Consider the following 15,577-nt stretch of genomic DNA (forward strand, 5'->3'; position numbering starts at 1 on the left):
GGATGCAACACCATCACGTCACCACACGTCGCCCGATAGACACATTTTGTTAGGAGTTCTTAGCCCGCTGTGGCAGCGCCCGATCCCCATCCCCGACAACTGAATAGGGCGGGCGTCGCCGCCGACGCCCGCTTCCACGGAGTTCAAGGAGTTCCGATGCCTCCCCCCACCCCGGACCCGTTCACCACGATGCCGACGAGCGACGGCGCTCCGCCGAAGATCAGCGGCAGACAGTACGTCGCGGACTTCATGAAGGCGCCACGTCGAGCCAAGGCCGCACTCATGGGCAGTCTGATGCTCGTGGCCGTCAGCCCTTCCGCCATCTCGGCACTCACCCCGTTCGTCGTGCCGGCCTAAGCGATGAAGACCGGCACGGCGCCGTCGCAGGCGATCCTGCTCTTCGTCACCCTGCCGCTCGTCATAGGCCCCCTTCTCCTGCCGGTCGTCGGTCGCTGGGTGGACCAGCGAGGCGCTCGGAGCGTCGCGCTTCCAGCGGTGATCCTGTACGCGATCACCATGGCGGCCATCCCGCTCGCCGAGGGCAGGACCTGGCTGCTCGAAACGCTCCTCATCCTTGCGTCGATCTTTGGATTCGCGGCGAGCCTCGGGGTCATCTTCAAGATCATCTCAACGTGGTTTCCCGAACACCGGGGGATCGGGTTCGGACTCGTCGGGGTGGTGTCGAGTCTCGCCAGCGCCATTCTCTCTCCGGTGTTCCAGTGGCTCGTGAACGGCGACGCCCCGGCCGTTCCCGCCGGAGGAGCCGATCTCCCTGCGGCGCCGCCGGGCGGCGCGCCGCCGGTCTCCGCGGTCGACCCCGGAGTGTTCACGGGATTCGGCTGGGACGGCGTGTACTACCTGATCGCGATCGCGATCGCCGTCTTGGGCATCCTGGCCGTCGTCTGGCTCATCTCCGAACCAAAGGTCACGCCGGTCGCCGGGCCGAAGCTCCTGGAGGCCGGTCTGCCCGGTCTGCCGTTCCGGCAGGCGATTCGAACCCGCGCCTGGATCCTCATCGTGCTGCTCCTCACGCTCGCCTCCACCGGACCGGTCGCGATACGCCAGAACGCCGTGGACCTCTTCGGGCAGGCCGGCATCGACGCCGCGACCGTGTCGCTCGGGCTCTCCGTGCTCTTCAGCATGTCGGTCGTCGGGCTGCTCCTCGGCGGGACCGTCCTCGACCGGGCGCGCCATCCGTGGATCGTGGCGGTGCTCATCGCGACGGTGCCGGTCGGTCTGGCACTCGCGCTCATCAACAGTGGCTCTGTCGCGCTCCTCTACGTCTCCATGGCGCTCCTCGGCTTCGCGACCGGCGCGGAATCGGCCCTCGGCCCGGCATTGGTCGCCAAGTACTTCGGGCTGAAGTCCTTCGGCGCGCTGCAAGGCCTGGCCCTGGCGATCACGGGCTCGGCTCTGGCGCTGGCCCCGTACGCCGTGAGCGCGATCCAGGCAGGTGTCGGCAGCTACACAGCCCCCCTCCTCATACTCGTCGGACTCACCGGGATCGCGGTCGTCCTCGCCGTACTGCTTCCGAAGTACCCGCGGCCGTGGGTCCTGCAGACACCCACCGGGGACGCTGTGCCCGGCCGGCCGACGTCCGCCCCGTAGCCCCATCCCCGTGCATCCGGATCAGCCGTTTCGCGCTGATCCGGATGCACAGCCCCGAAGAACAGGTGCGGATCGAACCGCGGGGGATCCGCAGCGCGCCGGCGCCCTGCGGATCCCCCGCGTTCAGGAGCCGCCCTACTCGGAGAGGAAGAGCTTGGCCTGCGCGGTGAAGCGGTCGGCCTGCTCGATCTGGATCCAGTGGCCCGCGTGCGGCAGCACGTGGAGCTGGGCGTTGGGGAGGTTCTCGGCGAGGTAGCGGCCTGCACCGACCGGGAGCATCCGATCCTCGCGGCCGTGCAGGACGAGGGTCTCGTGCTCGATCTCGCCGAGCTCGTCCTCGGCGTACCTCACCGGGCCGTACTGGGGGTTGAAGGTGGCGAGGTGGGAGCGGCGCACGTCCGGGCGGTTGGCCTTGGCGGCCCGGTCGGCGGCGATCTCGTCATAGATGCGGCTGAGGATCCGATCCTGCGGAACCTGCAGCGACGGCGCGGCGTACAGTCTCTCCACATGGGGCAGGTTCGTCGGCGTCCGAGGCTGCGCTGCCGCCACCGGGGGATCGTCTCCGGGTGATGGAAGAAGACGATGAACCGGTCGGCCATGTGGCGGAAGCCCTCGTGGTCGGGGGCCGAAGGTCTTCTCGATGTCCTCGATAAGGTCCATCGGTCGCCGCTCCAACGAGGTCGGTTTTCGCCTCTTCATCCTAGGATCGTCACTTTTGTACGTTCGGTCACGTACCGGACAGCCGGAAGATATTCCGTGAGTTCGCACCGAGAAGCTCAAGGCTCAAGGCCGCCGGCCAGGGGCCGGCGGCCTTGAGCCCGCAGCGTCTCACCGCAGGAAGCACCGCCCTGCCCGGATCCCGGCGGCCGCTGCGAGTTTCTAACCCCTCACGGATCCCGTCAGTCTGTGCAGCAGAGGGTTCCTGCGCCGCGTCTGCCTGAGTTCGGCCTCGATCAGGTCGACCGCCGCCTTGATCCGGCTGAAGAGGCCGGTGTAGCGACATGTGGCGAGGGGTGGGGGACACAGCTCGTTCCGCTCTTGCGTGCCGTGGGAGCCGGCTGGTGTGCGCTCTGGGCCGCGAGTCTTAGGTGTATGGTTATAAGGACTGTGGCTCTAGCGCGGGGGTGCTGGTGATCAAGCCGGGCCAGGTGTTCGACCGGGACTTCGAGTGGCGGCATCTTGCGGCGTTCGTGGAACGCAGGAGTGATCGGCCGCAGCTCGCGGTGGTGAGCGGCCGACGGCGGATGGGCAAGACGTTCCTGCTGGAGGCGCTGGCGCGGGAGGCGGGCGGGTTCTACTTCGGGGCGACCGAGGCGACGGAGACCGAGTCGCTGCTGCTGTTCGGTGAGGCGCTGTCGGAGTACGTGGGCGCGCCGACGCCTCTGCGGTTCGCGAGCTGGGATGAGGCGATCGTGCACCTGTTCTCGGTGGGCGCCGAGAAGCCGGGGCCGATCGTGATCGATGAGTTTCCGTATCTGACCAAAGTGGCGCCCGCACTGCCGTCCATCTTGCAGCGGGAGATCGATCGCGGGGTGTCCCGCGGGAATCCGATCAAGCTTCTGCTGTGCGGTTCGGCCATGTCGGTGATGGGTCGTCTGCTGGCTGGGACCGCCCCGTTGAGGGGACGCGCGAACCTCGAGTTGGTGGTTCGGCCGTTCGATTACGAGATGGCCGCCGGGTTCTGGGGGGCGGTCGATCCGGCTCTGGCCGTTCGGTTGCATGCCGTCGTGGGCGGCACTCCGGCGTACCGGCGCTTCGTGAACGACGACGCGCCGGAAGGCCTTGCGGATTTCGATGACTGGGTCCTGCGGACCGTCCTTGATCCGGGAACGCCGTTGTTCCGTGAGGCCCGGTATCTGCTGGACGAGGAGACCGAGGCACGTGATCCCGGTCTGTTCCATTCGGTGCTGTCGGCCGTCGCCCACGGTCGCTCGTCCCGCGGCGGGATCGCCGATTACATCGGACGCAAGAGCACCGACATCGGCCACCCTCTCACCGTGCTGGAGGATTGCGGGCTGCTGCGCCGGGACCCGGATCTCTTCCACTCCGGGAAGTCCCACTACCGCATCGCCGAGCCCTTGATCACTTTCTACCAGGTGGTCATGCGCCCCCAGTGGGGCCTGCTGGAGAGCGGCCGCGCGAACCTCGTGTGGAACGCGGCCAAAGCCCGCTTCGCCTCTCAAGTGACGGGCCCGCACTTCGAAGAGCTCTGCCGCCGGTTCGCCGTCACCGACCGTGCAACGCAACTCTGGGGAGACCTGCCGGCGGAGGTGGGCTCGGGCGTCCTCACCGACCACAAGATGCGAGCGAAGCTGGAACTCGACGTCGTCGTCCTCGCCCAGGCCGACCCAGGCGAGCGCAGGAGGGTCCTGTCCATCGGCGAGGCGAAGTGGGGCAAGGTGATGGGGGCATCCGATGTCGCGCGCCTCGCCCGTGCCCGGGACCTCCTCGCTGAACGCGGCTACGACACCACCGAGACCAAACTGGTCTGCTACAGCGGCGCCGGCTTCACCGACGACCTCCTCGACCTCTCAGAAACACAGATCCCCATCGGAATCTCCGATCTCTACCCGTGAGACCCCGATCCGTTGGCACATAGGCCGGATCCAGCGAGATCATGAAAATGATCCTCTCCCGCGACCTCGGATTGTAGCCCTGACCTGCGGTTTTCATGTCTCGCAGAGATCCGTGTGCTACCGCGAGGGTAGGTAACAATGGTAGTGATCATGGATTCTGCCGCAAGCTGTGGAGCTCTGTGGAGGCGCTTGCTTCGCAGTGCTCTTGTGTGGCCTAAATCATAAAGATGGGCTCGCAGGCAGTGGCCGCGAGCCCATCTTTGTGGTGTTGAGGTGATTGATCGCCACTCTTGGTGATGCATCGGTGGAGCAGTGAACGAGCAACTTGCCTTGGGCGATGTCTTCTACGTAGCGCTCGGTGGAGCCGATGATGAGGAGTTGCTCTTCGGAGGCCTTCGCTTTCGACAAGCCCGGCTGGACGATCATGATTTCGACCTCCGTCCGCAGGAATTTGTCCTGCCCCCAGATGCGGCGGAAGCTCTTGATATCTCCGGCCTCGAAGGGGGTTGTGCCGTTTCGTGAGCCTTTGGCCCGGGCGCGCTTCTCCAGTCGCGTGAACATGGCTCCGGCTACGGCAATCGACCGGGAGACCGGAGTCTGCTGAGATAACGCACTCGCGGAACCCTTCCTCGCCGCACTGAAGAACGAGCGCGTCCACCGGACGGAAGATCCCACCCGATAACACGCACGCCGCGACATCATCAAATACATCGAGCTCTGGTGCAATCCCAGGCGACGACGCGCCGCTGCAAGGTGCGCCGGTGGCCAGGTCGAGGGCGCCGAGCATGTGCCGGACGCCGTCGTTGCGCGACCACTGCCCAGAACAGACCTGGGACAAGGCTCCCGCGCCCACCCGCCTAGGGACCGGATCTTTCCCATGGCGGCCTTCGCTCGGCGGACGGTGGTGTCCCTCACCTTCCTTGCGTGGCATGACCATCAGCAGGCAGTCCGCCCGGCGCTGATTCCACGCCGGTGAGGGGGAGAGGATCAGGCTCCGGTGGCGGGCAGCGGTGTCTGGGTGGCGCGGTAGCGGCGGTTGACGCCAATGAGTTGATCGAGGGCTTCGCGGGTCGCGAGCAGTTCGTCGATGTGCGCGTCGAGCCGGTTGCGCACGGCGACCATGCGCTCGAAGGCGTCGTCGCTCGTGTCGGGGCTGGGTGAATCGACGCAGGGCAGGACCTCGGCGATCGTGCGGCTGGAGAGCCCGGCGGCGTAGAGCCGCTGGAGGAACATGACTCGCTGCACGCTTTCGTCCGGGTAGCGGCGCTGGCCGCTCGAGCTGCGCTCGGAGGCGAGCAGCCCCTGCTCTTCGTAATAGCGCAGCGATCGCACGCTGACACCGGCCTGCTTCGCCAGTTCCCCGATACGCATCCGATCGCTCCTTCGTGATCCCTGCCACGCAGGCTTGCCTCTGACGTCAATGTCAGGGTTTAGCGTACGTGGCGATTCACCCTTCACTCCACTTCACCGGAGGCCAGCCACATGACCAGCCTTTTCGATGACCATCGGCTCGGCGCGCTCACCCTGCCCAACCGGATCGTGATGGCGCCGATGACCCGCGCCCGCGGTACCGCCGACGGCCTGGCCACGCCCTCGATGGCCGCCTATTTCGCGCAGAGGGCGAGCGCCGGCCTGCTGATCTCGGACGGGATCGGGCCGAGCCTCGTCGGAACCTCCAACCCCGGCGCGGCCGGTCTGCGCTCCGACGCCGAGGCCGCGTCCTGGCGGCAGGTGACCGAAGCGGTCCACATCAACGGCGGCCGGATCATCGCGCAACTCATGCACGGCGGCCGGATCGGCCACGTATCGACCACCGGCGTCCAGCCGGTCGGCCCGTCGGCTGTCGCGGCCGCCGGTCATGTGTTCACCCCGGCGGGCCCGCAGCCTGCGCCGGTTCCGCGAGCCTTGGCGACCGACGAGATCGGCGAGCAGGCCCGGTCGTACGCGCAGGCGGCCGTTCGCGCGGTCGACGCCGGATTCGACGGGGTCGAACTGCACGGCGCGAACGGCTATCTGATCAGCCAGTTCCTTTCGACCAACGCCAATCTGCGCACCGACCGATACGGCGGCTCGGTCGCCAACCGGATTCGGTTCGCCGTCGAGGCGGTCGAGGCCACGGTGGACGCCGTGGGCGCGGAACGCACCGGAATCCGGCTCTCGCCGGGCGCGGGGCTCTGGGATGTCAGCGAGCCCGACCACGCCGAGGTGTACGCCGCGCTGGTCACCGAACTCAACAGGCTCGGACTCGGCTACGTGCACCTGGAGGCCACGACCGACGAGGAGACGATGCTCGGCCTGCGCAAGCGCTGGGACGGCACCCTGATCGTGAATCCGAGCTCCTGGCTGGAGCGCGGTGAGGCAGCCTTCGGTCCGAAGCCGACCGATCTGGAGTCGGCCGAACGATGGCTGGCGGCCGGCGCCGACCTGATCAGTTTCGGGCGGGCGTTCCTGGCCAACCCGGACCTGGTCGAGCGGCTCCGCCGCGGGCTTCCGCTCGCCAAAGCCGACCCGGCCACCTACTACGGCGGCGGAGACGCGGGATTCATAGACCACCCGACGTACGTCTGAGGCGGCTCCCGCCAGTGATGTGCCCCGCTGATTCCGGACAGCTCTTATTGCGGCTGATTCATGCGGTGAGCTGGTTCAGGTACTCGACGTGGACCTGGTCGGGTGCCTTGTATCCGAGTGCCGAGTGGCGGCGTTTGGGGTTGTCGAGTAGCCGGGGCTGAAACGCCCCCGGCTACTCGACAACCCACACAGACGACATTCCGGCCTCGGAATGCTGAGCCCTAACGCCTACGAACAACTCCACACAACACCCACATCAGGCGCTTGACGCCACGCCGAACACGTCCGCGCTACCGGGGGAAGATCACATGGCCCCGGCCCGGCGCACCGTCGTTGATCTTATATCGTCTGTTTCTAGATTTCCCGGGGCTGCGCGCTTAGCCTGGCGGCTTCCGAACTCTGTTGGCCGACCCCGGGTCCTTGCGGCGGCCACCCCCCAAGAGGAAGGCTCGGCTATGCGCCCCGGAGGAACACGCCCTGCTCGGCCCCCTGGCGAAGCGGCCCCTGCCCGGCCCATCGGGAGGAGACCGGCCGCGGTCCTGGCCGCTGCGGTGGCGGTGCTCGCGTCCTGCCTCACGGCGTCGGCAGCGCCCGCCGCCGCGGCGGCCGCCACCTGCACCACACGGAACGGCTGGATTCCCCGTGGCACGATCGCCCAGGGCGTCCCGGGCATCACCGACACCACGCTGCTCCGGTTCACCGACATCGACGGGGACGCCGACGACGACCTCGTGCTCCTGGACGAGATCGGCGGCGTCCGGGCCTGGCGCAACAACGGCACCGACATGTCCGGCGGCGGCGGGTGGGCCTACCTGGGCCGGATCGCGCTGGGCGCCGGATACACGCCGGACCGCGTCAGGTTCGCCGACCTGGACGGGGACGGCGACGACGACTACCTCGTCGTGAAGGACAACGGGGCCATCGACGGCTACCTCAACAACGGCGGCGACCTCACCGGCACGGGCGGCATCACCCCCGGGTGGACCCCGGTCGGCCAGATCGCCCAGGGCACCGGCGCGCCCGCCGCCCAGATCTTCTTCGCCGACCTGGACGGCGACGGCGACGACGACTACCTCGTCTCCACCGGCACCATGCCTATCCAGGCGTGGCGCAACGACGGCGGCGACACACCGGCCGGCAACGGCTGGACGGCATGGGGCACGGCCCACGCGGGCCTCATCACCCCCTCCGACTACGGGAGGACCGCGTTCCACGACCTCAACTGCGACGGCCGGGACGACTACCTTCTCCTCGCCACCGGCAGCAGCCTCTACGCCTACGAGAACCAGGGCGAGACCCCCGGCGGCGCGGCGGCTGTCTTCGGCTGGAGTGCTCTCACCCTGTACGCCGGCGGAACAGGCGACGCGATCAGCCGGATCATGTTCGGCGAGCTCAACGGGGACGGGCGCGTCGACCTCGTCGCGATGGCACCGAACGGGTCCCTGGTCGGCTACCTCAACGACGGAGGCGACCAGTGAGCCCTCGGAACGCCGCGGCGGCCCCGGCCCGGTGGCCGTTCGGCCTGCGGGCCGGCTCGGCCGTGATGACCGTCGTGCTGCTGGTCGCCGCCTGGACGGTGGCCTCCGCCCGGACGGCCTGGGCAGAGGACCGGCCGCTGCAGAGCACACCCCTGATCACCTGGAACATGCAGGGAGCCACCGAAGGCGATCCCGACACCAGCAAGTGGTTCAACTTCGTGAGGACCCACGCCAGAGCGGCGCAGATCGTGATGCTCCAGGAGGCCGGTCCGCGGCCGGCGGGATCGGCCCTGCGGGAGGACGACCTGGTCCGGACCACGGTGCACAACGGCGCCACCCAGACCCACATCGTCCAGCACTACACCTGGAACGTGGGGAACAACCAGACCCCGGACCTCCGCGCGGTCTACTTCCTGCCCACCCAGAACGGGACCGGAGGCAGGGTCAACCTTGCGATCGTGGTCGAGGGGGTGCCCGATGAGGTGAACGTGGTGGAGAACCCGGTCACCGCGGGCCGTACCGCCCTGGGCGTGCGGTTCGGCGCCCACTGGTACTTCACCGTGCACGGACTGAGCGGCGGCGGCGGGGACTCCGCCGTGCTGCTGGACGCCATCGACGACGCGGTGACCGCCTGGGGCGACCAGCGCGGGGAGCAGTACCGGTGGACGGTGGGAGGGGACTTCAACGTCGACCCCGTGGACCTCGCGGCGCGCAACGGCTTCCCCGTCGCGTTCACGGTCAACACGCCCCGCGGCGTGGCCACGCACAACAGCGGCAGGAGGCTCGACTACTTCGTCACCGACGACCCTGTCGCCGCCCCGACCAACAATGTCGTGGGCGACGCGCGCCTGGCGCTGTTCGAGAACAATGTGCCCCCCTCGGACCACAGGCCCGTCGCGTTGGGCCAGTTGCGGGCCGCGGCCCCCGCGCTGCCCGACAGTATCCGGAAGATGCCCCTCGGCGACTCCATCACCGCTGGGTATGGCAGCAGCGACGCCTCCGGCTACCGCGACGAGGTCCAGGAGAAGGTCGGGGACATCACCCCGAAGAAGCTGGGGTGGGCCCTGTTCTTCGCCGGCGCCCTGTGGTCGACGCTCGCCAAGCGCGACCTTGTCGGTGAGCGCTGCGCCGGGGTGGGCATCCCGGACCGCGACCACGAGGGCTGGCCCGGTTACACGATCGACGAGATCGGCGCCGAGGCCCAGGACGCGGTGCCGGGCATGCGCCCCAACATCGTCACGCTGATGGCCGGGACCAACGACATGGTCCGCAACGTCGACGTCGGCAACGCGCCCGGCCGGCTGAGCGGGCTGATCGACCAGATCTTCGCCGGGTCGCCGGGCGTCGCCATCGTCGTCGCCACCCTGCCGCCGTCCACCGACGGCGCCATCCAGGCCCGCATCGACGCCTACAACAATGCGATCCGCGCCATGGTCAACGGCAGGACGGCCGGTGGCGACCACGTGCTCCTGGTCGAGATGGACGGGGTCGCCCCGGGTGACCTGGCCGACGTGGTCCACCCCAATGACAACGGCTACGACAAGATCGCCGACGTCTTCCTGGCGGGCATCCAGACGGTGCTGTCGGCCGGCTGGGTCGGCGAGCCGGGGCCGTCGACCATGGTGTCGAAGTGCTCGCAGCGCGACGGCTACCAGCCGCTCGGCGTCATCGCCGCCGGTCTGCCCGGCAATCCCGACGTCGGCGACTCCATCAGGTTCGCCGACATCGACGGTGACGGCAAGGACGACTACGTCTGGCTCTCACCCACCGGTGCGGCGACAGTCTGGCTCAACCGCGGCGGCGACGGCGCCGGAGGCGGTGGCTGGGTGTACCGCGCCGAGGTCGCCCAGGGCACGGGTCTGGGCCCCGACCGCATCCACTTCGCCGACATGGACGCCGACGGCAAGGACGACTACATCGTCATCCGCGAGAACAACGCCATCGACGTCTACTACAACCGCGGCGGCGACACCACCGACGCCTCCGGATGGCACCAGGGCTGGGAACCCCACCTGAACCACGGCGGCGGAACCGTCACCAACCTGCAGAAGATCAGGTTCGCCGACCTCGACGGCGACCGGCGCGCCGACTACATACGCCTCATCGACTTCAACCAGAATGTCGAGGTCTTCTACAACCGTGGCGGCGACACCCCCGGTCACAACGGCTGGCAGCCAGGCGGCCAGACGCTGACCAACCTCCCCTCCCGCAGCAACGCCCAGATCGAGTTCGCCGACCTCGACGCCGACGGTCTGGCCGACTACATCGCCCTGGACCCCGACGGCGTGCCCACCGCCTGGCTCAACACCGGCGGCGCCGTCTGGGCCGACCGCGGCCAGATCGCCACCGGCACCGGCGGGCGGATCGCCCTCCCCGAGATCGACGGCGACGGCCGCGCCGACTGGGTCCAGATCGCCTCCAACGGCGCCCTCACCGCCTGGCTCAACCACGGCGGCGACTGACGCCCCCGGCCCGGCCGCTCCAAGCGGCCGGGCCGCCCGTCCGACTTGCGGGTGCGGGCGATTCATCACCTTCCTCCGCGCCGACACCACCTGCGCGCGCGGGCCAGGGTGCTCAGCGCGCCGCCGCCGATCGGGTCCGTCGCGTCCGGGAGGACGAGGGCTGCGCCCGCCCCGACGGCCATGAGCAGGATCTGCGGGACCGCCCCGCCGAGCGGACCTGCATGCACCAGTTGAGCAGGGCGACGGGGCGGTTGCCGTGCCGTCCCAGCGCGAGACGGCTGATGGACGGTCTGGACGTTCAGGACGACCCCGGACCACAGGAAGCCCAACTGGCGCGGGGTGCCCCGGCGCTCGGAGTCCGGGACGTGCTCGATGCCGCGCTGTTCGAACGCGGGGGTAGGTGAGGTGGACGACGGCGGCCCGGTGGGCTCTTCGGCGAGAAGGTTCATCCGGCATACTCCAACGGACAGGAGCGATCATCTTGATTGCTGGCATCAATCGAGATGAGTTAAGTGACCGCCTATATCAATCGTTTATCTAAGGGTCAGGTGAACTGTGGAGCCGAGCCCCGAGGCCGTGCTCAACGCGCGGATCGGCGCCGCGGTGCGGCGGCTGCGGGAGGAGGCGGGGCTGTCCATGCGGGAGCTGGCTCGCCGCTCGGGGGTCAGCCAGCCCTTCCTGAGCCAGATCGAGAGCGGGGCCAGCGCCCCGTCGATGATCACCACCTACCGGCTCGCCGAGGCCCTGGGCGTCCTGCCCGGCGCCCTGCTCCCCGCCCCGGACAACGCCCAGGTGTCCGTGACGCGCTCCGACGAAGGCCGCCCCATCCCCGTCGCCGCCCGCGCCGACGCCGCCGTGGGCCGCGCCCTGCTCATGCGCCCCGGCACCAGACTGGAGATCATCGAATACGTCGTGCGGCCCGGCGAGTACCTGGAGGAGTGGTTCCAGCTCAAAGGAGACATCGGCCTCTACATCGTCTCCGGCACCCTCGACGTCGAGGTCGAAGGCGCGGGCGTCTACCGCCTCGGCCCCCGCGACCTCCTCGCCCAGGACGCCCGCCTGCGCCACCGCTGGTTCCTGGTGGGCGACGACCCCGCCCACGTCCTGCTCACCATCGCCCACCCCGAATAGCCCAGCCCCACGAACCGCCCCCGCGGTGCAGGAGCCCCGATCGGCTGGTCTTCCCGTGGAGGTCGGCGACGAGGCGCTCTACCGCCTCTTCCGCCCCGACCTGGGGAGCTCCGCCTGGGAGGACGCCCAGCCGGGCTTCCAGTTCCTGCACGGGCTCCCGGTCGCCGCACTCCAGCCCGAGGACATCTCCGAAGCCGTCCTCTGCCTGGCCTCCGACGCCTCGCGGTGCGGCCCCGGCCGATCGTGCGGACCCGCGGTCCCCGATCCGGGCGATCGGGGTGAGAAGGGCAGCGGACACCACGGCGAGAGCCGCATCGTCATGGCCGATCCCGAAGCCGAGGGTTCTGCCTCGACCGACGGGTCAGCGACGGCGGCGGAACGGGTGGCCCGAGGGGTCCGGGGTGAGCCAGGAGCCGTCGGCGAGGAACACCGCGTCCTCCGCGAAGGCGGCGCCGGTGGCGAGTTCGGGGCCCGGGGACGCGTCGGGCAGGGAGACGAGGCGGAACGCGAACCAGTCGTCGCCCGCCTCGTCCTCTCCCTCGAACGCCACCGCCGCGGTGTCCGCGGTGAGGAAGCCGCCGGCGTACGCCACGACGGCCTTCTCGGGGTCCAGGCCGAAGTCCGCCGCGGTCAGGCGCGCGACGGCCTCGCCGCCGGGGTGGGCGTGGAAGGCCACGTCCTCCTGGGAGTGGTCGGCGGTCATGAAGCGGGTGCCGTCGGGTGAGACGGCGATGAGGACCCGGTCGGTCCACGGATACGGGGCGATGTCCAGCCGGCCGTCCTTCAGCGTGCCGCGGAGCATGGGCGCGCCGTCCTGCCCCTCGCCGACGCACAGCAGCACCCCGCCGTCCGAGGGGTGCGCGATCTGGACCGCGGAGTGCCCCGACGTGCCGGTCTCCGCCTCCGCCCGGACCGCGCCGGACTCGGCGTCCAGGACGAGCCAGCGGTCGGCGGTGCCCCGCCCGGCCATCACGTCCGGCCGGAACAGCCAGACGTCGCCGCCCCCGTCCGCCAGCACGCAGCCCGGCCGATGGTGGAACGCATGCCCTGCGCCGGGCGCGAACGGCACCCGCCAGGTCTCGGCCCCCGCGACGACGCTCACGACGGCGTCGCCCGTGGTGTAGACGAGCCGCCGGAGGTCCGGCGTGACGGCGTGGTCGAGCACTTCGTCCCCCTCCGACGGCGCGAACACCGCCGAAGGCGACAGCACCCCCTCGCCGTCCGAGGAGACCGCGTAAGCGCACACGCGCCCGTCCACGACCCTGGTGACGATGCCCGGAAAAGCGGCCATTCCCGGAGCGTAGCGGTGGTCAGGGGAGACCGAGGCCGAGGCCGCCGATCCGGCGCCGGGGATGCGGACGGCTTTCGCGGGGGCGGCGCCGAGTGTTCCGGAGCCGAGTGCCGCGCGCCCCTTCGTGCTACCGGGGTACCGCTTTGGGCTTGGCTCCCCGGTGTGATGTCCCGCTGTAGACCGTCTTCCTACCTTCGGCTTCGTCATTGCTGACGAATCTGGGGAAGGCGGACGAATGCGTCGGATCGGGGCATGGTTGGGCACTGTCGTAGTGACCGCGTTGATCAGCGGCTTGGCGGGGTGGGCCGCGGCGGGCAGCGTGAGCGCGTCGGTCGGACCGCTCCCCGGGCTCGGCGCCTGGCTGGCGGACGACCTCGTGGCCGGGACGCTGGACCCGGCGACGGCCGCCCCGTCCGAGGTCGCGGCCTTCTTCGCCGGTCTCACCGAGGCCCAGCGGCGAAGGCTCGTCGAAGAACATCCCAGGGTGGTGGGCAATCTCGACGGCGCACCCGTGCGCCTGCGCTACGCGGCCAACGCCGCCGCGGGCGACCAGGTGCTGGCGTACGACCCGCGCGGGCGCGGACTGATCGCGCGCGTCGTGGGCGATCTCGCCGATGCCGCCCACGTGGCCGTGATCGTCCCCGGCTCGGACATCGACGCCGCGAGGTTCGCCCGCACGATGCGGTGGGCCACCGATCTCCAGGAGCAGGCGGGTGACGACACGGCGGTCATCGCCTGGGCCGACTACACCACACCCTCCGGTTTCGGCCTGGAGATGGCGACGGGCCGGCTCGCCGAGGCGGGCGCCGAGCGCCTCACCCGGCTCACCGAGGGCCTGGACGCGGTCGGCGGCCCCGACCCCTCCCTCTTCTGCCACAGCTACGGCTCGGTCGTCTGCGGCCTCGCCGCCGATGACGTGGACGCCGCCGACATCGTGGTCATGGGCTCGCCCGGCATGCGCGCGGACGACGTGACGGCGCTCGGCACCGAGGCGCGCGTCTGGGCGGCGAAGTGCCCGGCCGACTGGATCGACCGCGTTCCCAACGTCGACCTCCTGGGCCTGGGGCACGGCGCGGACCCCACCTCGCCCGGCTTCGGCGCGACGGTCCTGCCCGCGGACGACGTTCCGGCGCACAGCGGGTACTTCACCCCCGGCACCTCGACCCTGACCGCTTTCGCGGCCATCGCGGCAGGTGACCTGTGATGCGCGTCCGCACGAGGCTCGCCGCGCTCGGCGCCGCGCTCGACGAGCGGACCCCCGCCCATCGCGACCGCGCCGTCGACGGCCTGCGCGCGCTGGCGCTGCTGGCCGTGCCGACCGGCCACTGGCTGGTCGGCGGCTTCACCCTCGGCCCCGACGGCGGCCTGCGCAACGCCAGCCCGCTGACGGCGTTCGGCGCGCTGGCCCCGGCCAGTTGGATCCTCCAGATGCTGGGCGTCTTCTTCCTGGTCGGCGGCTACTCGTCCGGCCTGTCCTACCGGCGTCGTACCGGCTCGGCGGGGCGGTGGGCGGTCGGCCGTCTCCGGCGCCTGGGCCGTCCGGTCGTCGGCGTCATGGCGGTGTGGGCGCTGCTCCTCCCCGTTCTCCACCTCGGCCTCGGGGTTCCGGTCACCACGCTGCACACCGCCTCGACGCTCGTGGTCCAGCCCCTGTGGTTCGTCGGCGTCTACGCCGTGATCACGGCCCTCACGCCGTACTGCGTCCGCGCGTCCGAGCGGCTCGGCTGCCGGGCCGCGGTCCCGCTGATCGGCTCCGTCGCGGTGGTCGACTTCCTGCGGTACGGCCCGTACGCGGACGCGATGCCGTCCTGGCTGAGCCTGCTCAACGTGCTGCCGGGCTGGATGTTCGCCTACCAGTTGGGCGTGTCCTGGGCGGACGGGCGACTGGGCCGCGCCGAGGCCTGGCTGCTGCTGGCGGGAGGCGCGGCGCTGTTCGCGGCGCTGCTGCTCGCCTTCCACTATCCGGCGTCGATGGTGGGCGTGCCCGGCGAGGCCCGCACCAACTCCCACCCGCCGTCCCTGCTCGTGCTCGCGCTCGCCGCCGCCCAGTCCGGGGCGGCGATCCTGCTGCGCGACCGGCTGGCCCGGCTGCTGGAACGGCCCGGCCTGTGGGCGCCGGTGGTGGTCGTCAACCTTTCGGCGATGACGATCCTGTGCTGGCACCAGACGGCGATGCTCGCCGCGGTGATCCCGGGCTCGTACGCCGGCCTGATCCCCGGCTTGACCGAGGCGCCCTACACGGCGGGCTGGATCGCCGCGCGGCTGGCCTGGCTGCCGGTCTTCGCCGGGCTGCTCGCGGTGATCGTCAGGTTCGCCCGGCCGCTGGAGAGCCCGTGGGAGCGCGCCGGGACGGCCCGTCGTGCGGCGGCGTGCATACTGGCGGTGGCCTTCGGCTGCTTCGCCCTGGTGGTCTGATCATGCGAACACGTGGCGAACGCCCACGACGACGCACAGGAGGGAGGC

The 15,577-nt window shown here is 70.2% G+C and carries 14 protein-coding genes; 9 read left to right on the plus strand and 5 right to left on the minus strand.

Features of this window, described 5'->3' with window-relative positions; genetic code table 11:
- Positions 1–156 precede the first annotated feature (156 nt).
- Positions 157–357: a hypothetical protein gene (locus ACYVOM_RS31005; protein ID WP_460307104.1), complete on the plus strand. Its 201-nt coding sequence runs from the start codon at positions 157–159 to the stop codon at positions 355–357.
- Positions 358–360: 3 nt separating this feature from the next.
- On the plus strand, positions 361–1,608 hold the full coding sequence (locus ACYVOM_RS31010) for an MFS transporter (protein WP_460307105.1): 1,248 nt from the start codon (positions 361–363) through the stop codon (positions 1,606–1,608).
- 135 nt (positions 1,609–1,743) lie between these two features.
- Here the strand turns inward: ACYVOM_RS31010 and ACYVOM_RS31015 are convergent, their stop codons facing one another.
- Complete coding sequence (locus ACYVOM_RS31015; RefSeq protein WP_460307106.1) at positions 1,744–2,307, minus strand: alpha/beta fold hydrolase; 564 nt, start codon at positions 2,305–2,307, stop codon at positions 1,744–1,746.
- Positions 2,308–2,732: 425 nt separating this feature from the next.
- Here ACYVOM_RS31015 and ACYVOM_RS31020 point away from each other — a divergent pair, with 425 nt between their 5' ends.
- Positions 2,733–4,184, plus strand: coding sequence for an ATP-binding protein (locus tag ACYVOM_RS31020; RefSeq protein ID WP_460307107.1), 1,452 nt, complete (start codon positions 2,733–2,735; stop codon positions 4,182–4,184).
- A gap of 219 nt (positions 4,185–4,403) precedes the next feature.
- Here the strand turns inward: ACYVOM_RS31020 and ACYVOM_RS31025 are convergent, their stop codons facing one another.
- The gene (locus ACYVOM_RS31025; protein WP_460307108.1) at positions 4,404–4,745 is read right to left on the minus strand and encodes a hypothetical protein; all 342 of its coding nucleotides are present in this window, start codon (positions 4,743–4,745) and stop codon (positions 4,404–4,406) included.
- Positions 4,746–5,171: 426 nt separating this feature from the next.
- Positions 5,172–5,555: a MerR family transcriptional regulator gene (locus tag ACYVOM_RS31030; RefSeq protein ID WP_460307109.1), complete on the minus strand. Its 384-nt coding sequence runs from the start codon at positions 5,553–5,555 to the stop codon at positions 5,172–5,174.
- 111 nt (positions 5,556–5,666) lie between these two features.
- Between ACYVOM_RS31030 and ACYVOM_RS31035 the strand changes: the two genes are divergently transcribed.
- The 3 genes from ACYVOM_RS31035 to ACYVOM_RS31045 all read left to right on the plus strand — a co-directional run bounded on the left by ACYVOM_RS31035 (position 5,667) and on the right by ACYVOM_RS31045 (position 10,692).
- Positions 5,667–6,752 (plus strand): alkene reductase, encoded by a 1,086-nt coding sequence (locus ACYVOM_RS31035; RefSeq protein ID WP_460307110.1) that lies wholly within the window; start codon positions 5,667–5,669, stop codon positions 6,750–6,752.
- A gap of 551 nt (positions 6,753–7,303) precedes the next feature.
- Positions 7,304–8,230, plus strand: coding sequence for an FG-GAP repeat domain-containing protein (locus tag ACYVOM_RS31040; RefSeq protein WP_460307111.1), 927 nt, complete (start codon positions 7,304–7,306; stop codon positions 8,228–8,230).
- Complete coding sequence (locus ACYVOM_RS31045; protein ID WP_460307112.1) at positions 8,227–10,692, plus strand: FG-GAP-like repeat-containing protein; 2,466 nt, start codon at positions 8,227–8,229, stop codon at positions 10,690–10,692. Before ACYVOM_RS31040 ends, ACYVOM_RS31045 begins: the two co-directional genes overlap by 4 nt.
- Before the next feature lie 65 nt (positions 10,693–10,757).
- On the opposite strand, the gene ACYVOM_RS31050 is transcribed toward ACYVOM_RS31045, so the two are convergent.
- Positions 10,758–11,141, minus strand: coding sequence for a hypothetical protein (locus ACYVOM_RS31050; RefSeq protein WP_460307113.1), 384 nt, complete (start codon positions 11,139–11,141; stop codon positions 10,758–10,760).
- A 106-nt stretch (positions 11,142–11,247) separates the two neighbouring features.
- Between ACYVOM_RS31050 and ACYVOM_RS31055 the strand changes: the two genes are divergently transcribed.
- Entirely contained in the window at positions 11,248–11,823 is a 576-nt protein-coding gene (locus tag ACYVOM_RS31055) for a helix-turn-helix domain-containing protein (protein WP_460307114.1), read from the plus strand.
- A gap of 361 nt (positions 11,824–12,184) precedes the next feature.
- Here ACYVOM_RS31055 and ACYVOM_RS31060 read toward each other — a convergent pair whose 3' ends face one another.
- Positions 12,185–13,114 (minus strand): hypothetical protein, encoded by a 930-nt coding sequence (locus ACYVOM_RS31060; RefSeq protein WP_460307115.1) that lies wholly within the window; start codon positions 13,112–13,114, stop codon positions 12,185–12,187.
- Positions 13,115–13,385: 271 nt separating this feature from the next.
- Between ACYVOM_RS31060 and ACYVOM_RS31065 the strand changes: the two genes are divergently transcribed.
- Complete coding sequence (locus ACYVOM_RS31065) at positions 13,386–14,318, plus strand: alpha/beta hydrolase (RefSeq protein ID WP_460307116.1); 933 nt, start codon at positions 13,386–13,388, stop codon at positions 14,316–14,318.
- Entirely contained in the window at positions 14,318–15,529 is a 1,212-nt protein-coding gene (locus tag ACYVOM_RS31070) for an acyltransferase family protein (RefSeq protein WP_460307117.1), read from the plus strand. Before ACYVOM_RS31065 ends, ACYVOM_RS31070 begins: the two co-directional genes overlap by 1 nt.
- Positions 15,530–15,577 lie beyond the last annotated feature (48 nt).

The sequence above is a fragment of the Actinocorallia aurea genome (genome assembly GCF_054783995.1).